This window comes from Nitrospira calida, assembly GCF_976986435.1.
Genome location: NZ_OZ335950.1, coordinates 3,619,413 through 3,637,672, shown reverse-complemented (window position 1 = coordinate 3,637,672; position 18,260 = coordinate 3,619,413). Strand labels below are relative to the sequence as shown.

The 18,260-nt window shown below is 62.2% G+C and carries 16 protein-coding genes; 8 read left to right on the top strand and 8 right to left on the bottom strand.

Translation table 11 applies throughout. From position 1 onward, the window contains the following. Positions 1-40 precede the first annotated feature (40 nt). The 5 genes from ACWHTU_RS17715 (at position 41) to ACWHTU_RS17695 (ending at position 4,381) form a co-directional block, all read left to right on the top strand. On the top strand, positions 41-382 hold the full coding sequence (locus ACWHTU_RS17715; RefSeq protein WP_447860734.1) for a hypothetical protein: 342 nt from the start codon (positions 41-43) through the stop codon (positions 380-382). 120 nt (positions 383-502) lie between these two features. Beyond that, the gene (hutI, locus tag ACWHTU_RS17710; RefSeq protein WP_447860733.1) at positions 503-1,783 is read left to right on the top strand and encodes an imidazolonepropionase; all 1,281 of its coding nucleotides are present in this window, start codon (positions 503-505) and stop codon (positions 1,781-1,783) included. A gap of 28 nt (positions 1,784-1,811) precedes the next feature. Further along, the gene (gene ftcD, locus ACWHTU_RS17705; protein WP_447860732.1) at positions 1,812-3,368 is read left to right on the top strand and encodes a glutamate formimidoyltransferase; all 1,557 of its coding nucleotides are present in this window, start codon (positions 1,812-1,814) and stop codon (positions 3,366-3,368) included. Positions 3,369-3,455: 87 nt separating this feature from the next. Continuing rightward, positions 3,456-3,650, top strand: coding sequence for a 30S ribosomal protein S21 (gene rpsU, locus ACWHTU_RS17700; protein WP_447860731.1), 195 nt, complete (start codon positions 3,456-3,458; stop codon positions 3,648-3,650). A 71-nt stretch (positions 3,651-3,721) separates the two neighbouring features. Continuing rightward, positions 3,722-4,381, top strand: a complete 660-nt coding sequence (locus ACWHTU_RS17695) for an endonuclease III domain-containing protein (protein ID WP_447860730.1) — start codon at positions 3,722-3,724, stop codon at positions 4,379-4,381. 85 nt (positions 4,382-4,466) lie between these two features. Here ACWHTU_RS17695 and ACWHTU_RS17690 read toward each other — a convergent pair whose 3' ends face one another. The 4 genes from ACWHTU_RS17690 to hutH all read right to left on the bottom strand — a co-directional run bounded on the left by ACWHTU_RS17690 (position 4,467) and on the right by hutH (position 8,543). Beyond that, entirely contained in the window at positions 4,467-4,886 is a 420-nt protein-coding gene (locus ACWHTU_RS17690; RefSeq protein WP_447860729.1) for a hypothetical protein, read from the bottom strand. 74 nt (positions 4,887-4,960) lie between these two features. Further along, positions 4,961-6,607 (bottom strand): urocanate hydratase, encoded by a 1,647-nt coding sequence (gene hutU, locus ACWHTU_RS17685; RefSeq protein WP_447860728.1) that lies wholly within the window; start codon positions 6,605-6,607, stop codon positions 4,961-4,963. Next, the gene (locus tag ACWHTU_RS17680) at positions 6,604-7,020 is read right to left on the bottom strand and encodes a hypothetical protein (RefSeq protein WP_447860727.1); all 417 of its coding nucleotides are present in this window, start codon (positions 7,018-7,020) and stop codon (positions 6,604-6,606) included. Before ACWHTU_RS17680 ends, hutU begins: the two co-directional genes overlap by 4 nt. Then, entirely contained in the window at positions 7,017-8,543 is a 1,527-nt protein-coding gene (gene hutH / locus ACWHTU_RS17675) for a histidine ammonia-lyase (protein WP_447860726.1), read from the bottom strand. The genes ACWHTU_RS17680 and hutH overlap by 4 nt, the downstream gene beginning before the upstream one ends. Positions 8,544-8,645: 102 nt before the next feature. Here hutH and ACWHTU_RS17670 point away from each other — a divergent pair, with 102 nt between their 5' ends. Together ACWHTU_RS17670 and polA are read left to right on the top strand one after the other, a co-directional pair. After that, the gene (locus ACWHTU_RS17670) at positions 8,646-9,056 is read left to right on the top strand and encodes a PGPGW domain-containing protein (protein ID WP_447860725.1); all 411 of its coding nucleotides are present in this window, start codon (positions 8,646-8,648) and stop codon (positions 9,054-9,056) included. A gap of 31 nt (positions 9,057-9,087) precedes the next feature. Beyond that, on the top strand, positions 9,088-11,808 hold the full coding sequence (gene polA / locus ACWHTU_RS17665) for a DNA polymerase I (RefSeq protein WP_447860724.1): 2,721 nt from the start codon (positions 9,088-9,090) through the stop codon (positions 11,806-11,808). Between the two features lie 47 nt (positions 11,809-11,855). Here polA and ACWHTU_RS17660 read toward each other — a convergent pair whose 3' ends face one another. The 4 genes from ACWHTU_RS17660 to ACWHTU_RS17645 all read right to left on the bottom strand — a co-directional run bounded on the left by ACWHTU_RS17660 (position 11,856) and on the right by ACWHTU_RS17645 (position 15,827). After that, positions 11,856-13,058: a hypothetical protein gene (locus ACWHTU_RS17660; protein ID WP_447860723.1), complete on the bottom strand. Its 1,203-nt coding sequence runs from the start codon at positions 13,056-13,058 to the stop codon at positions 11,856-11,858. Positions 13,059-13,410: 352 nt separating this feature from the next. Beyond that, complete coding sequence (locus ACWHTU_RS17655; protein ID WP_447860722.1) at positions 13,411-14,550, bottom strand: baeRF10 domain-containing protein; 1,140 nt, start codon at positions 14,548-14,550, stop codon at positions 13,411-13,413. Then, a complete protein-coding gene (locus tag ACWHTU_RS17650) occupies positions 14,547-14,813 on the bottom strand; it encodes a zf-HC2 domain-containing protein (RefSeq protein ID WP_447860721.1) in 267 nt (88 codons plus the stop codon). The genes ACWHTU_RS17655 and ACWHTU_RS17650 overlap by 4 nt, the downstream gene beginning before the upstream one ends. A 15-nt stretch (positions 14,814-14,828) precedes the next feature. Then, positions 14,829-15,827, bottom strand: coding sequence for a sigma-70 family RNA polymerase sigma factor (locus ACWHTU_RS17645; protein ID WP_447860720.1), 999 nt, complete (start codon positions 15,825-15,827; stop codon positions 14,829-14,831). A 381-nt stretch (positions 15,828-16,208) separates the two neighbouring features. Between ACWHTU_RS17645 and ACWHTU_RS17640 the strand changes: the two genes are divergently transcribed. Next, positions 16,209-18,185 carry a hypothetical protein gene (locus tag ACWHTU_RS17640; protein WP_447860719.1) on the top strand — a complete coding sequence of 659 codons (1,977 nt, stop codon included), beginning with the start codon at positions 16,209-16,211 and terminating at the stop codon, positions 18,183-18,185. The last annotated feature ends 75 nt before the right edge of the window (positions 18,186-18,260 follow it).

The window sequence follows — 18,260 nt, the reverse complement described above, 5'->3', positions numbered from 1 at the left end:
GGCTCGGAGATCCGTCGTCCCGTCCCCGAGGAGGCCATTCATGTCCGGACCGTATCGTTTGCGACTCTTTCATTTGTTCGTGAATCGTCGATCGGCCGGCGCCTTTATTCTGTCGAGAAACGGCCGACTGGCGGATTTCGTCGGGTTAAGCGCCGACGATGTGGCCAGCGCGTTGGCTCGATTCCGAAACGGGTCCAGGTATCGGTATTTTTGGTACGCCTACGCGCGGTCGCCCACCGAAGCAGCCTCTCTTGCCGGCTATTGGTATCATCGTTATCGGCCGACCGATAATGTCGTGCCTCCAGAAGGGACCGTGCATTCCGGTTGGCGATGCTCGATAGCCGGTTGTTCCGCCTGTGCGCTTACACTCACGGGCCGCTGAGCGGGACTCTCCGCCCATCCCCCAGCGTCCTTGTGCCTCGCTTGACTTGGCTCAGGGACGACTTTAGGGTAATCATCGTCTTGACGATCGACGCCATTCGGCCTGCCGAAGAGACGAATCTTGCAATCGGTCGGAACGAGACCGCTTCTGTTGATCAATTGCCGCCAACTTCTGACGCTCCGGGGAACCGCCAGCCCACGAAGCGGCGGGGCCATGGGCGAGCCGGGGTTGATTCGCAACGGCGCCGTGCTGATCCACGGCGCGACGATCGAGCTGGTTGGCCCGCTGGACCGTGTCACGCGATCCCTGGCGGCCCGCAGGGCCGAGTGCATCGATCTGCGCGGTGGAGTCGTTCTGCCCGGCTTTGTCGATTCCCACACCCATGCGCTGTTTGCCGCGTCGCGTGTGGACGAATACGAAGCCAGAATCCGCGGGGCTACGTACAGCGAGATCGCTGAAGCAGGCGGGGGCATCCAAGCCAGCGCCAGGCAGATACGAACGATGAGTGAGCGGAAATTGATCCGGCGGCTCATGGAGGTGGTCGGCCGGTTTGTCGAGCACGGCACGACGACTCTTGAGATCAAGAGCGGATACGGTCTTGAGCCGGCGCAGGAACTGAAAATGCTGCGGGCGATCAAGGAAACCGCCTGCCGCGTCATAGGCGAGTTGATCCCGACGTTGCTCATCCATGATGTACCGGCTCGACTCAAGCCCAGACGGACGGCGTATCTTCGTCTCATCGTCCGGCGCCTCATCCCTGAAGTCGTGCGCAGGAAGCTGGCGGACTGTTTCGACGTGTTTTGCGATCGCGGATATTTTTCAGTGGCGGAAGCAAGGACCCTGTTGGCAGCCGCCGCTCAGGCAGGCTTGAAGCTGAAGTTACACGCCGAGCAGCTTGCGCATACCGGGGCGGCCCGTATGGCGGCCGAAATGGGGGCCGTCTCGGTCGATCACCTCGATCATGTGAGCGACGCCGATATACGACGATTGCGGAAACACGGGACGATCGCCACGCTCCTGCCGGGCAGCGTTCTGCATCTGAATTCCGGTCGGTATCCTCCGGCCCGCCGCCTGATCGATGCGGGCGTGCCGGTTGCGCTCGCGTCCAACTTCAATCCGGGCAGTTCCCCCACCCTGAACATGCAGATGATTCTGGCCTTGGCTTGTTCCCAGATGCGCATGACACCGGCGGAGGCGATCGTGGCCGCCACGATCAACGGCGCCTATGCCGTTGGCCGCGGCGATCGTGTGGGGTCATTGGAGCCAGGGAAGCAAGCGGACCTTACGGTGATGGACGTGGACGACTACCGAGAGATTCCGTACTACTTCGGCATGAATCACTGCAGACTGGCGATCAAGAAAGGGCGTCTCATATTTTCGAAACGGGGTGAGGGGCTATAGCCAGCGCCTCTCGCCCGGAGCGTCAGCGATGGACCACATTGTCGAATGTGTTCCCAATTTCAGTGAAGGCCGGAACCCGGAGACGATTGCGGCGCTGGTGGCGGCGATCCGGTCGATTAGGGACATCTTCCTGCTCGATCAGGAGATGGACTATGACCATCATCGCGCGGTCATGACCTTCGCCGGCTCACCCCACAGCGTCGCGGAAGCGGCCTTTCAGGTCACCCGCGCCGCGACTGGCTTAATCGACCTCCGTGGGCATCAGGGGGGGCATCCGCGAGTCGGTGCCACGGATGTCGTCCCCTTCGTACCGATTCGCGGCGTCACGATGGACGACTGTGTCGCTCTCGCGCGCGAAGTCGGGCGCCGCATCGGGACCGAGCTCAACATTCCCGTGTTCCTCTATGAACGGGCGGCCAGCGCGCCGCATCGCACGAATTTGGAGGCGATCCGGAAGGGAGGGCTGGAAGGGCTGGCCGAACGGATGCGTCACGATCCGGCCTGGCGACCGGATTTCGGGCCGCCTGCGCCCCATCCGACCGCGGGGGTGACCGTCGTCGGCGCGCGCCCCCCACTCATCGCGTTCAACGTCAATTTGAACACCGGTGACCTGGAAACCGCCAAAGCGATCGCCAAGAAAGTGCGGTTCTCCAGCGGCGGGCTGCCTTACGTGAAGGCGATCGGGGTCGAGCTGGCGAGCCGCCGGCTCGTGCAGGTCTCTATGAACTTGACCAATTTCGAGGAGACGCCGATCCACGCTGCGTTTGAAGCGGTGAGGCGGGAAGCCGAGATGCGCGGCGTGCAGGTGGCCGGTAGCGAGATCGTCGGGTTGGTGCCGCAACAGGCGCTGCTTCACGCGGCTCAGTGGTTTCTCGCACTGGAACGCTTCGATTCGAGTCAGGTGCTGGAGACGCGGCTGGCGAACGCGATCGCGCAGGGCGGATCGTCTTTGGAGCGGACCGCGCCAACGTCTTCCGCCGAATGGGCCGCTTCAATGACGGCTTTCTTGGCCGCCGTTTCCGCCGGTACACCGACGCCGGGGGGCGGAAGCGTGGCGGCCTTGGCGGGCGCCCTGGCGGCGGCGCTCGGCGTAATGGGGTGTCGGATCGGACCACCGCGGAGCGGCGGTGCAGCGGCGGACTCCCCGGCGGCTTCGAAGCCGGATCTCGATTGGGCGAGGATCGAGCTCCGCCTTCTGGAGCTACGCGACAAGTTGCGACAGTTGATGCAAGCCGATGCCGACGCCTACGAGACCGTGCTGCGCGCGTATCGCTTGCCGAAGACCGATCCGGTGAGAGCCGAGGCTGTCACGGCGGCCTTACAAAAGGCCACGGAGGTGCCGTTGGAGACTGCGACCTTGACGGCGGAAACCGGGGAGCTCTTGCGCTCGCTGCTTCGCCGCGTCAAGCCGTCCGTCGCCACGGACGTTAAGGTCGGTCTGTGGATGGCGGTTGCAGCGATTGAGGGTGCAAGGGAGAATGCGGCGGTAAATCTAAAATCGCTAACAAATCAAGATGTTGCCAGTCACCTCAAGACGAAGCTTCAGGCTGTCGAACGGAGCCTTGAGGACCTGAAACGTTTGTGATATACTTCCCCCCTCGCGATTTTGCACAAGCAACCTAAACCTAATAGGTGGGTGATTGTTCCACGGGAAGGGCGCAGGCAGAGTGACATGGAAATCAAGGTATTCAACAACAATGTAGAAAAGGCGCTGAAGGTCGCCAAAAAAAAGCTGGCCGGAGAAGGGCTTTTCCGTGAGCTGAAGCGGCGCCGGTTCTACGAGAAACCCAGCGTACGCAAGAAGGCCAAGCAACGCGAAGCTCAGCGGCGCCGGCAGAAGTGGCTCGCCAAGCGTCGGATGGACTGACTCCCTCGCAGCCTTTCCCCTCCCCGCGCCGGTTTTTGCCTTTCGGGTTGTTCGCGACCTCCCGCGTTAGCATGCGTGACGAGGAGATTCATGCCGTGCTGCGCATCCTGCGCAAGGAAGTGCAGCGGTGGCAAGACCCTGTGGTGGGCGTCGTGGCCAAGGAATCCGGTCGCGACCCATTCCGAATTTTGATTTCCTGCCTGCTCAGCCTCCGGACCAAGGACCGTACGACCGCCGAAGCCAGTGCGCGGCTGTTTGCCTTGGCCGCCGATCCGGCCACCATGCTGGAACTGCCCAGGCAGCGCATCGAGCGGACCATCTATCCGGTCGGGTTCTACCGCACCAAGGCCAAACAGATCCACGAGATTTGCCGCCGGCTGTTGGATCGCTACGGCGGTCGGGTGCCCGACTCAATCGATGAACTGCTCACCTTGCCCGGGGTCGGAAGGAAGACGGCCAATCTGGTCGTCACGGTCGGTTATCAAAAGCCCGGCATTTGCGTGGACGTCCATGTTCATCGGATCAGCAACCGTTGGGGATACGTGAGGACGAACACCCCGGAGCAGACGGAGGAGGCCCTCCGCAAGAAGCTGCCGCGGCGATACTGGATTACTTACAACGACTTACTCGTGCCATTCGGGCAGAATCTCTGCCTGCCGGTCTCTCCTTACTGTAGCCGGTGCAAGCTCACCCGATATTGCGAGCGGGTGGGGGTGGCGAAATCCCGTTAGAGGAAAAGGACGCGTTTGTTTGGTTTGTCTGGTTTATCCGGTTAAACCAAATAAACCTGCCAAACGAGACAAACCAGAAGCATATTCAGATGAACAGCTTCGTTTCCGCGTCGGCGGTGAGAGTGAGAATGGCGGGCAGGCCAAGGATTTCATCGACGTTCTTGGCCACGGCGGTGGGATCGACGCCCATATATTCGAGTCCGGCGCTGCAGGCGATCACGCGAAAACGTCCTACCAGGCGGGCTTCCTGGAACATCTCTGAAATTTTTGGAACTTTTTTTTCTTGCAGGAGTCGGCGGACTTCTTCGGCCGAGCCCATATATTCCGATGGAAAATCGATCTCGTCGATCCGTCCCTGGGCCAATTTCTTGATCGTCCAGAACAACAGGATGACGATCACGTCTTTGCCCATTGCGGCGGCGGTCAGCCCCAAGGTGGCGACCTGGTGGAGTTTGTCGTAGGTCGCATTGTGGGCGAAGATGACGAATTTGGGTTTCTGTTGCACGGGTTTTTCCTCGGCTCGTGGGAGGTGATTATACCGTCGGCGTCAAAACCTTCACAAGCCGCGGACGCTGGCGCCTAGGAAGATTTTGTCATGGGGATGTCCAGGCGATGACGCGCGGCCGCGGTAATCGCCTCGGGATATCCGGCGTCGGCGTGCCGCAGAATAGCGAGGGCCGGATCGTTCGTGAGCACGCGCTCGATCTTTCGAGTGGCTTCCGGCGTGCCCTCCGCCACTGTGGCCTGGCCTGCGTGCAAAGAGTAGCCGATCCCCACGCCGCCGCCGTGGTGAAGCGCAACCCAGCACGCGCCGGAGGCGGTGTTCAAGAGCGCATTGAGGATGGGCCAGTCGGCGATGGCGTCGCTGCCGTCGCGCATGGCTTCCGTTTCTCGATGGGGAGAAGCGACCGAGCCTCCGTCCAGATGATCGCGGCCGATAACGACCGGCGCCTTGAGCCTGCCGATGCGAACCAGCTCATTGATCCGAAGACCCATCGCTGCGCGCTCACCGTATCCCAGCCAACAGATCCGCGCCGGCAACCCCTGGAACGCCACCCGTTCGCGCGCCAGCGTGATCCACCGTTGCAGCCGTGCGTTGTTTGGGAACAGCTCCAGGGCCGCTTGATCGATGACCGCGATGTCCGAGGGGTCGCCCGACAACGCGATCCAGCGAAACGGCCCCGTGCCTTCGCAAAACAGGGGCCTGATATAGGCGGGTACGAAACCGGGAAACGCATAGGCGTCTTTGACACCCCGCTGAAATGCCATCGTCCGGATGTTGTTGCCATAGTCGAACACGATCGCGCCGGATTTTTGCATAGCCAGCATGGCCAGCACATGTGCCGCGATCGAATCCAACGCCCGCTCGACATATTCGGACGGCTTGCTTTGCCGCAACTCAGCCGCCGCAGCGAGGGAAAGACCGGCCGGGATGTATCCGTTGAGCGGATCGTGGGCCGAAGTCTGATCCGTGACGAGGTCCGGCACCACGCCGCGACGCACAAGGTCGGGCAGGACCTCCGCGCAGTTGCCCACCAACCCAACGGACAACGGCTCCCTCTTCGCCCGGGCCGCCATGACCCAGGCAAGCGCCTCGTCCACCGAAGCGGTCATCCGGTCGCAATAGCGGGTCTTGATCCGACGTTCGATCCGGAGTGGATCCACTTCGACGCACAGAATGGCGGCGCCGTTCATAGTGGCGGCCAGCGGCTGGGCGCCACCCATGCCCCCCATGCCGCCGGTCAGGACGAATCGTCCCGCGAGATCGCCGCCGAAATGCTTCGCCGCCGCCGCGGCGAACGTTTCGTATGTCCCTTGCACGATGCCTTGCGTGCCGATGTACATCCACGATCCGGCTGTCATCTGGCCAAACATGATCAAGCCCAACGCTTCCAGCCGATGGAACTCTTCCCAGGTGGCCCATCGGCTGACCAGGTGGGAATTGGCGATCAATACCCGCGGCGCCCACTCATGTGTGCGAAGAACGCCCACCGGTTTGCCCGATTGCACGAGCAGGGTCTGATCGTGGTCCAAGGCTTGCAGCTCGCGGACGATGGCGTAGTAGGCGTCCCAGTTGCGCACAGCCTTGCCGCTCCCGCCGTAGACGATGAGATCGCGCGGGTTCTCCGCGACCTCGTCGTCCAAGTTGTTCATCAGCATGCGGAGCGCAGCTTCCTGCGGCCAGCCTTTGCAGGAGAGCGTCGGCCCGCGCGACGCCCGGATCATTTCTGTTTCTCCGTCTTGACCTGGGCTTTTACCCCGTTGATGAAGGCGTCGATGGCAGCGTCCACTTCCCCCGAGGTCATGGCGCGGTCGTGGTTCTCGCTCTCGTCCACGATGTAGGTCTCGTTGTCTTTTTCCTGACGGACCACCACAGTGTTCTCAGGAGTGACCTCGATCATCATGAACCACTCCCTGGCGCCTTTCCGAATGGAGACTTCTTTCGCGAAGGTGCCTGAGCTGACTGTCCCTCTCTTGCTCACTTCAACCATCAGGTCGTCGCTCTCGGCGGCGACGGACCGGGTTGCGAACATGGGAATCGTGCCGGCTGCTCCGGCCAGGACGACTGACAGGAGAGTCGGCAAGCCGGTCACAAGTGTCCGTCTCAGCGTGCAGAGAATTGGGCTCCGGTCGTTCATGACGGTCTCCTTCGTCTGCGCTTCGAATCGGAGAGCACGGTGGTCAGCGCGCCGCTCGCCACCAAGCTCCGGACCCGCTCGATGTCGGGCGCCAGAACACGGTCCTGCACGACGCGCGGAACCCGCTGCCTGATGAGTTGAAGGGTCCGGCGGCTTCCTGCGCCGGGTTGCAAGGGGCGATGGAATTCCACTCCCTGAGCCGCGCACAACAGTTCGATCGCCAGGATGTGTTCCGTGTTGGACAGGATCTGCTTCAACTTCAACGCCGATCCCATGCCCATACTGACGTGATCTTCCTGGTTTCCGGAGGTGGGAATCGAATCGACCGAGGCCGGGTGCGAGAGCACCTTGTTCTCCGAGGCTAAAGCCGCGGCCGTGACCTGCGCCAGCATGAAACCGGAGTTCAGTCCCGGGTCCGGGCTTAGGAACGGAGGCAAATCGCCGTACTCGGGATTGATCAGACGTTCGATGCGCCGCTCGGAGATGCTGGCCAGTTCGGTCATGGCGATGGCCAAATAGTCGAGCGCCAGACCGAGCGGCTGCCCGTGAAAATTTCCGCCGGACAGCACTTCCTCCCCTTCGGCGAAAACCAAAGGATTGTCCGTCACACTGTTCATTTCGATGCACAAGGTTCCGCGGACGTGATCGAGTGCGTCACGCACAGCACCGTGTACCTGCGGCATACAGCGGAGACTATAGGCATCCTGCACGCGGGGACAGCGCAGGTGCGAAATGCGGATCTCGCTCCCGGCCACGAGGGCCCGCAGATTAGCCGCAACGGTGCGTTGCCCCCGATACGGACGCAGTCGATGGATGCGCGGGTCGAACGCGACCGGCGTCCCTTTCAAAGCTTCCAGTGACAGGGCGCCAGCCACATCGGCGGCGTCGACCAGCAGCTCGCAACGGCGCAAGGCCAGTAACCCGACCGCGAGCATCGCCTGGGTGCCGTTGAGGAGCGACAGCCCTTCCTTCGCCTCCAAGTGTAGAGGCTTCAAACCGACCTGCGCAAGCGCGGCCCGTCCTGGCACGCGGCGCGGACCGACGAAGGCTTCGCCTTCTCCGATCAAAATCAGCGCAAGGTGGGCGAGCGGGGCAAGATCGCCGCTCGCACCGACCGATCCCCGGGAAGGGATCACTGGCAGGACATCATGGTTGAGCAGGGTCAACAGCGACTCCACGATCGCGGGTCGGACGCCGCTGTGTCCCCGCGCCAGCACGTTGGCGCGCAGAAGCAGCATACCGCGCGTCTCTTCGCGGCTGAGCGGATCGCCGACGCCGGCGGCGTGGCTGCGGACCAGATTCATCTGGAGTTGACGGATGTCGGACGGCGAGATGCGCTGATCGGCCAGCTTGCCGAAACCAGTCGTAACACCGTAGACGGGGTCGGAACGCGCCGCCACCCGCTTGATCACCTGGTAGGCGGCCGTCATACGGCGCTTGGCGAGGGGAGCCAGCCGGACCGGGCGACGGCCCACCACGACGTCGTAGAAGGACGCGAGCGTCAGGTCTTCGCCGGTCAGCATCAACGGCTTCACGGCTGCGGATTATAGCCCGCCGGAAGATACGGAAAAAGTCAAAGTAGCCTCATGACTTTTTCTGGAAGCCTTTGCTAGGATGCGCGCCCGATGGAAGCGCTGTCGTGGGACACCATCCTGGCCTGGCTGGCCGTTCTGTCGGTGGTCGGATTTATCGGGACCCTTATCGCCATTCCGTATGTGTTGGTCAGGCTTCCGGCCGACTATTTCGATGTCCGCGTGCCGAGGACCTGGATGAAAGACCGACACCCGATTCTGCGGATGATCGGGCTGATTGCCAAGAACGCCATTGGCGTGATTTTCTTCCTGGCCGGTGTCGCCATGCTGTTTCTGCCGGGTCAAGGGATTCTGACGATGCTGATCGGCGTCTCATTGATGGATTTTCCCGGCAAGCGCCGCTTGGAAGCGAAGCTGATCGGGCAGCCGACCGTGCTCCAGGCCATCAACGCGATGCGGAAAAAATTCGGCAAGCCGCCGCTGACGGTGAAAGGCGATCCGTAGAAACCGTATCAACCAGACAGACAAAATTGACATGCCCGTGCTTTATCTCATCGACGGCAGCGCCTACGTCTATCGTGCCTTCTTCGCGCTCCCGCCGTTGTCGAATTCTAAGGGCCTCCAGACCAACGCGGTCTATGGCTTCACCACGATGCTGATGAAGATTCTCCGCGAGCATCGGCCGGACGGCTTGGCCGTGGTGTTCGATGAAAAGGGACCGACCCTGCGCCACGATGAGTTCAAGGATTACAAGGCCCAGCGGCCGCCGATGCCGGAGGGAATGAGTGCGCAGATGCCGTACATCCATCGCGTGGTGGAGGCATTCGGGCTCCCCGCCGTGCGACTGGCCGGCTATGAGGCGGACGATCTGATCGGCACCCTCTCACGCAAGGCGGAGGCGGCGGGGTTCGACGTCGTCATCGTCACCGGCGACAAGGATATGTTCCAACTGCTGACACCACATGTCCGCATTTACGATCCGGTCAAGGACAAATGGTACGGCGAAGCCGAGTGCCGCGAACGGTTCGGCGTCGAGCCGACCCGGGTCGTGGAGGTGATGGGGCTGATGGGCGATGCCACCGATAACATTCCGGGAGTCAAGGGGATCGGCGAGAAGACGGCGATTAAGTTGATCACACAGTTCGGCAGCATCGACGAGTTGTTGCGGCGTGTGGAGGAGGTCACCCCCCCAAGGACCAGAGCCTTGCTGATCGAACAGGCGGACAACGCCCGCTTGAGTCGGCGGCTCGCGACGATTCAGACGGACGCGCCTCTCGAATTCGATCCGGGACAATTTGCCGTCCGGCCAGCCTATGGGGAAGAACTGATTGCCCTGCTGCGGGAGCTCGAGTTCACCAGCTTGCTCAAAACGCTCCAGTCGGCCGGGACCGTCGGCGACGCGCTTGGCTCCGAGGTCCGCATGATCAAGGATTCGGCCGATGCGCGACGTTTCGTCGATACGGTCGGGGATACGGATATGGTGGCGCTCCAATGCGTCTGCAGCGGCGCAGACGGTACCCCGGAACCGGCGGGAGTGCGGGCAATCCTCCAGGGCCTCGCCGTGAGCGTGTCCAACGGCGTGACGGTCTTTGCCGCACCACCTCACCCGGAGTCGCTTCGCGCCGGTCGGCCTGACCCAGTCCATGCGCTTCTGGAGCCGCTGGCCGATCTGCTCCAGAGTCCGACACGGCTCAAAGCGGTGCACGATCTGAAGTTGGCTCTACTCGCCTTGGGCCGGGCCGGATGGGAGCTGGGGCCGCCCTGGTTCGATACGATGATCGCCGATTATCTGTTGAACCCCAATCGCCGGTCCCATTCGCTGGAGACGGTGGCGATGGACCTGCTCGGCTATCGGCTGGGGGTCGGACAGGCGACCGCGTCAACCGAAAACGAAACGTCGAGGCGGTTGTTCGACGAGCCCGGCGACGAAGCCGAACAGCGGACGGCCGAGCTGGCGGCCGAATCGGCGTCGGTGATCCTCCGGCTCGTGCCGCTGCAGAAAGAACGGCTGCAAGAGCAAGGAAGTTGGCGACTCTTCGAAGACGTGGAAATGCCGCTCGTGCCGGTGCTGGCCGAGATCGAGCGCAACGGGTTCCTGCTCGACGTGCGGGCGCTCGATCAGCTCAGCAAAGAGTTGGAACGGGAGCTCGATCGGATGATGGAAACGATCGCGCATTTCGCGGGGGGGGAATTCAACATCAATTCGCCCAAACAGCTCGCGGCCGTGCTCTTCGACAAGCTGGGCCTCACGCCGATCCGCAAGACCAAGACAGGCTATTCGACCGACGAAGACACGTTGACGCAGTTGGCGACGCAACATGAACTGCCGGCGCTGATTCTCAACTATCGCAGCCTCAGCAAGCTCAAGTCCACCTATGTCGATGCGCTCCCACAACTCGTCAATCCCGAGACGGGCCGGCTGCATACGTCCTTGAACCAGACCGTGGCCGCGACCGGGCGCCTGTCTTCGACCGAGCCCAATTTGCAGAACATTCCTGTGAAAGGAGAATACGGACTCCGGATCCGCGAAGCCTTCATCGCACCGCCCGGCCATCTGCTGTTGTGCGCCGACTACAGCCAAATCGAGCCGCGCATTCTCGCCCATCTCTCCCAGGACGAGCGGTTGTTGCGGGTATTTGAGCGGGGCGAAGATATTCACACGGCGACGGCGGTGGAGATTTTCCGGCTGCCGCCGGAGCAGATCACCCGAGAGATGCGGCGGGCGGCCAAGACCGTCGTCTTCGGGATCGTGTACGGGATCAGCCCGTTCGGTCTGGCGCAGAACATCGGCGTCTCGCAGACCGAGGCGAAGAAATACATCGACACATACTTCGAGCGGTACGCGGGCGTGAAAGCCCTGCTGGATCGCACTATCGCCGAGGCCAAAGAGAAAGGATACACCACGACGATCCTCGGCCGCCGAAGGCCGATCCCCGAACTGCAGAGCGCCGATCCGACCCAGCGCAACTTCGGCGAGCGCATGGCGGTGAACAGCCCGATTCAAGGCTCCGCGGCTGACCTGATCAAAGTCGCCATGATCGACGTCCACAAACGGCTCCGTGCCGAACTGCCTGGCACCAAGATGATCCTTCAGGTCCACGATGAGCTGATCTTCGAGACGCCGGAGAACGAGCTGGCTCATGCGAAGCAGCTTGTGAAAACCGAGATGGAAGCTGTCGGGCCCAAGTTGGGGCTCTCGGTGCCGCTGAAGGTAGATGTGGGAGCGGGGAAAAATTGGCGCGCCGCCCATCCGTAGCGCGCGACCCGCGTATGACGGGGCTTCTGCGGAGGCGGGAGAACGGGTTACTTGGAGATGGCAATGGCAGGGACCATGGCACGGGAGACGTCGGTGACGGTCAATTGGAACAATTGATAGACCAGCGCGAACGCTTCGCGGTCCCAGCTTGCCGTTGGGTCACTGGCGATCCAATAGACGCGCCCGTTATACATGACCGCCAAAGCGGCGTCTGCGGGAGCGGACTCGCTTGTGTGGATCGCAAGCGTGCGCACCGGGTTCAATCCGTGAAAGCGGCTCCGTGGATCGGGCTCGACCCCGTATTCAGGTGTCTGTGCCAGTGTGTGCGCCACAAAGTTCAGGATTTCATACAGGCTTCGAAGCTTGATCAGGCCGCGAAACGCATAGGTTCCGCCAGGGCCTTCAGGGCGAATGTCGATCAGGATCGCGTTCGGCGGCGCCTGAACCGCGCTGTCCTGCCAGCGTTTTCGCTCGGCGTTGGGTAAGTGCTCCGGGTTCATGTTCGTGATAACCGTGCGTCCCGTGACCTGCCGACGGAGCACGTAATGGCCATCCGGTCCTGTTTTGCTCCACTGATATCCATGCGTCAACGCGCCGAGCACTTCAGTCGCCGTGGGCGGTTGCGGCAAGAGGGCCTCTTGCTCTTCTTCATAGCGCAACGGCCCAATGAACAACGCCTTAGCCTCGTGGAGTGCCGCCAGGTGCATGACCAGGCGTCGAAACTCCTCATAATCACCTGGCTTGGCCGGATCGTTCACGATAAGGCGGCGTCCGCTCGGTTCATCGAGATAGAATGCGCGCCCCATCAGCCGCAGCAGCAGGTGCAGATTGCGACCTTCGTGCACCACAAAGTCGAATTTCATATGGTCCAACGGGGTCAGGATCCGCCTGGCGAATTCTTCTCCTTGGATCGGCACAATGCTGATCGTCGGATTTTCCGCCACAGACGCGCCAAGGGTCAGCCCGTATGTGTTTCGAGAAAATGCGGTCCCTCCACGCTCGAAAATCTGGCCGCTCACGCCGGCGTTGGAGCGAAAGTCGAATGTGGCGGCGATGTTCGAGGTCACCGTGAAATGCACCGGCGCTTCCTGATGGAGCCGCGCGATATTCAGCAACAGCATCTCGCTCTCCGCCTCCGCGACGCTCCGATCGTATTCCAGCATCGCCCGGTGCAGCGCGACCGGACTCAAACAGCCGGCCGGGAATCCGAGTAAGACCGCGCAGGCCGCGAGATGCCAGGGCCGGACCATCCACCGTCTTGTACAGGCGAATATGCGGACTGCTTGCTCTGCCACGATGCACCCGGTTCTTGTCCCAGAGAGACTCCGGTCGGACACCCGATCTCGGCGTTCAATCTCCCTGCGCAATTGTAAGTCGAATGGGTCCCGTGGAAGAAGGGCGGCGTCGCTCTCCGCCAGACAAGACCGCCCGGAAGCTTTCCGGGAGTGCGCTGGGCAATTGGGTGCACGAGCCGCGGGTTGGGAGGGCCATTGCCGCGCGGTCAAAGCCGCAACCCGATCTTCCAGGGATCGCATGGTCAACCGATCGAGTCGCGGGGCCGTCGCCTTTTTCACGGACCGGTTTTCCCGTCGTGGACGTCGTTCACCCGCGAAGCCATCCGCCGATACCCCCGGCCGCCCGCAGTCTCGCCGCAGCTTCTCCTCGTACCTGTTCGACTGCGGCGCCCTGTTCAAAGGCGCGCTCGGCTGCTCGGGCGACGAGATCGGGCACCTGACGAAGACGGCCGTTGCAATAGGCGCACATGTCCCGTCCCTGTGAAAAGAGGGCTGCGCAATGCTCACACTCCCATCCCTCGCTCTGAATTCCCTCGGCGTGCACCAGTTGCCAGACGCGGCCCTCCTGGATGAAAACCAGGGTGTCATCCAGCCCGATCACCGCACGCTCGTTTTTGCTAGCCGAGGCGATCAACGATTCGACCAACTCGTGCTCGTACGCCCGTTCGACGTGCTGGATGACGGGCAGGAGCGCGTTCAGGACATCGGAGGGACCAGCGTCGATCGGCAGAGGCAGTTCCGCCACTACCCGTGTCCGGAGGCGTTTAGGGAGCAGCCTTCGCAATTCGGCCGTCGCTTCCGTCGGGCCGGCCAACACCAGCCGGTCAAAGGCGTACTCAGTGAAGAGCCGATCCGTCTCCCGGGCTACGCATTTCAGATGCCACAGGGCGTGCATGTCCGCTTTGCGTTGAAACTGTTGGTGCGACCACAGCCGGTCGGTCCCGATACTCTTCACTCGATGGACATCCCTAGCTGCGAACACGCCCGTGTGTTCTGCGATCTCTCCCAGGAACACCGTAAAGAGACGCGCGCGGGCACGGTCGGTGAGGATCACCCCGTACCGTTCGTGCTCATCCAGCGCGTCCAACAGCGGGCGGACGAACGGGGTGTCGCTCCAGAACACATCGTTGCGTAACCTGACGCGCAGCTCGCGCCACCACAGAAAATGCTCCGATTCGTCGCAGAAGATGCACAGGCTTTGGGCGGACGGTACATACTCACCTACAAGCGTCCGCACGCGCGCAGCGTCCCGCTCGAATTCTCGCAGGAACGGAGTCTGGGCAAGTTGTCGCTCGAGTGAGCGCAGCATGTTGTCCAGCGCAACCTCAAACCCCCGATTGAGATTCGCCGGCCGGGCTTGGTCCACGTCGAGATACGCGCTGAGCACGGGGCTCCCGGGAGTCGGTTCTCTGGCCAATAAGGTGTCGATGTCCGAGCGCGTGATCATGTTTCCTTCCTGGCGACCGTCGAACCGGACGTGCTGCCCAACACGGCTTCGACCCGCCGGCGCACGGAGGCCGGCGCTTCGATCGTGGGAGCGGTGCCGAAGAACGCCACCGCCGCTCGCATGGAGCGTGCCCACGACGCGCATCGAGGACATGCGCGCAGATGCCGGCGCACCTTGCGATCCATCTGTCCGTCGGGCAAGCCGAACGGATAGGCGGTGAGTAATGTCACGGTCCGACTGCAGGAAAGCATTCGTGTTCTCATGATGCCGGTCCGTCGCTACGCAGGAACGGCCAGGCGGACTTCAGCCAGCTTCTGGCTGAGGAAGACGCGCGCACGTTCGAGCGCCTCCGCGGCGTCTCTCTCAGTCATCTCCAATAAGTGGGCCGTTTCCGCGATGGAACAGCCTTCTCCATGGTGGAGCACAAACGCTAGGCGCCAGCGCTTCGGAAGCTGCGCGAGCGTTTGATTGATATACCGCTGGAGTTCGCGGCTCTCGAACACTTGTTCCGGCGTCGGGATAAACGGAGCGGGCACGAGATCCTCGAGCCGAAGGACCTCATCTGGTTGATAGAAGTCGTAGATCTCGTCCTCCGAAGCCCGCCTGCTGGCCGTGTCTTCCAGCCGGGCGTCCCGTCCGGTCTTTCGCAGCCGTTCCACTTCCGCCTCGACCTGTTCGATCGCCATCTTCAACAGCCAGCGGTCAATGGGAAGCGTCTCCGGACGCCGATGAAAATCGCGGGCCGCGCGCAACACGACCGCGTCTACGATGTCCTCGGCCGTCACTTGGCCAGGCAGGAGCTGACCTGAAGCGAGGTGCGCGGCGATCTCGCGGCGGGCAAAGCTGTAGAGTTTGTCCAAATGGGTGTGGACAACGTCCAGAAGCGCCATGCGTTCGCGTTCCGGCAGCGGCAGCGATCTGGTTTCTACGGCCTGTGCCGGTTCCTTGCGTCCTTCTCGTCTCTTCCAGATCGGCTCCCGGCGGAGAAACGCTTTATGTTTTTTGAGCTGGCGCTCCAATTCCTGGAATGCGTCCTTGAGCGCGAGCTCCGCCTCCGGCCGCTCTTCCTTCGCCACCAAAGTTCGCCCGGGCACATCCAGCAGCAAAGACACCCGGAACAGCATCCGCGTCGCATGCTTTTCGATGACGCCGCGGAGATAGACCAGATCCTCTGCGAATATTTTCACCTGCCGCTCCAATGTGGCGCGAAGCCGGTCCAACATCCGGCTGAGACGCGAACCGCCCTCGAACCCTTTGAAAGAGACGTGCCACTTCACAATCGTATCCCTCCGTCAGCCTCGGCGACAGACCGCTCCGGCGGATCACGCTCCCCGCTCGCCCACGTTTCCCGCCGACATCCGTGTCCTCCTGACGGTTTCGGCGACTCGTGCGTTGAATGCGTTACGGAGCGAAACTTCAGAATTCTTCGAACAGGCTAATAATCATCCGGCTCCCTGCGGTCAACGGAAAGCGACGAAGAAGAATCTCCCGTTGGGAGAACGGTGCGGCTATCGGAGTTGGAATGTCGCGCGGGCCGGCGGCAGCCGGGGGGAACGTTTTATTTTATTGTGACAAATTCCTTGTCAACCTGGGCGGATTTGCTACAACCATGATCCATCCATGATTCACCTCATCACCCAGTCTGATAACTTGGTCTGATGGAAGACGTGGTTTCGCCAGCGTATCGCTCCGAAGCGGCATGGGTCCTTGTCGTCGCGTCTGGCGTATTGGCGATCGGAACGGCTTCCATAGACGCTCAGCGGGTACCGCTTCTGCTGGTGCCGCTGTCGTTTCTGCTGGCTGCGTACGGCGCCGGCGCATGGTTCGCACGGGTGTGCGGAGAGATCGACCGCAAAGCGCGTTGTCCGGTCTTCGGGCTCGTCACCCGGTTGGGGCTCGGTGTCGCCGGGCTCTCCTTCGCCGTTACGCTGATGGCCATGGGAGGCGGGCTTTGGTTCAGCCCCGTTGTGGTTCTCCCAAGCATTGCGGTCGGGTTGCGGAGTCTCATGCAAACCGTCCGTAACCTCGGACACGGTCCGCCTCCGATGAGACCAGCGCTGGCCGGACTTGTCCTAGGCGCTGCATGGCTTGTCGCCTGGCTGTGGGCGACGATTCCTCCGATCTTCTTTGACGAGCTGGTCTATCATCTGGTGATTCCTCAACGAGCGTTGGCGACTGGCCGTCTGGAGGATACCCCGTGGGTGTTCTACACCCTGATGCCGCACGCCTCGGATGTCCTGCTGGCCTGGGGCATGGCGTTCGCGGGAGACCTTGGTGCGCGTGCCACGCATTTCTCGATGTGGATCGTCTGTTCACTGGCGGCGTGGGCGCTGGCCCACGCCCTTGCGGGCTCTTGCGCATCGGTTCGAGGCGTAGTCCTTGCGGTCTGCGCCCTGGCGGCGTCGCCGACAGTGTGGTTTCTGGCGACCTTGCCGTTCGCGGAACTCTGGCTCGCGACCGCCGTGCTGATCAGCAGCCTCATCCTCGTCAGACCGGACCTGTACACGCGGCCGTGGCTCGCCCTGGGCTTGCTCCTCGGATTGGCCGCGACGCTCAAACTCACCGGCCTGGTTTGGGTCGCCGCCGCGCTGGCCGCGGCTCTGGCGATGCGGTGGACCTGGACGGAGGCGCTCAAAGCGGGACTGGCGGCCTGGGGCGCCGTGCTCCCTTGGTGGCTTCGCGCCTTCCGGTCTACCGGCAATCCGGTCTATCCATTGGCCTATCGGTGGCTGGGGGGAACCGGCTGGAACGACGAGAATCAGGCCCGTTTGCTTGCCGACTTGCCCTATGGATCGGCAAGCTTGGGAGCGGCGGACCTCCTGCGCCTTCCCTTCGACATTCTTCAACACCCGGAGCAATTCGGGTCTGCGGGCGACGCGGGCACGGTCGCGGTTCTTTCGACCGGTGTCCTCCTCGCCATGCCCGTGTTGTCGAGGCTCGCCCGTCGGGATACCCGCCACCAACGCTGGGGCGATGCGGGAGCGGTCTTTGTGTTGATCGCTGGGACATGCTGGGTGCTCACCACTCCCACCGTCCGATTTTTCGCTCCCGTGCTTGCCCTCGGTCTCGCTTCGCTTGCAGCCATCGGCCTGCGCCTTCGAGGGTATGCCCAGGCGTTCATGATAACGCTCCTCGGAGTTGCCGGCGTTCTGGGCGCGCAGAGTTTTCTTAACCAACACATGCAGGTCTTTTCCTCGGATCGGATCGCGCTGGGACGGGAAACGCGCCACAGCTTCTTGAGCAGGAATCTGGAGCACTTTCATGCTGCGGAATTCGTTCGTGCCGCGTTGCCTCCGGACGCCCGTGTCTTGTTCATCGGGGAAACCCGGCCCTATCATTTCGCCCGTGCTGGGATTGCGCCTTCGGCGATGGATTTCCACCCCCTCTCGCAATGGGTCGCGGAAGCGTCCTCGCCGGAAACCCTCGCAGCCAGACTGGCGGAAGAGGAGATTACCCACGTGGTTCTCAATGTTCGCGAGTTCCATCGCCTGCACAAGGCTTACGGGTATCTCGCGTTTCGTGGGCAAGAAGCGGAAGAGCAGGACCGGCGGCTGAAGGCGTTACCACGGGCGCTGAAGCTCTTATTCCAACGCAACGGCGTGTATGTCTTTGAAGTGCCGCGCCAGCAAGAATGAGCAATCAATTGCGAGCGCTCCATGATACGGGGCGCCGAGATTCACGGCAATGGATCCCTTCAAAAGCGGGGGTCG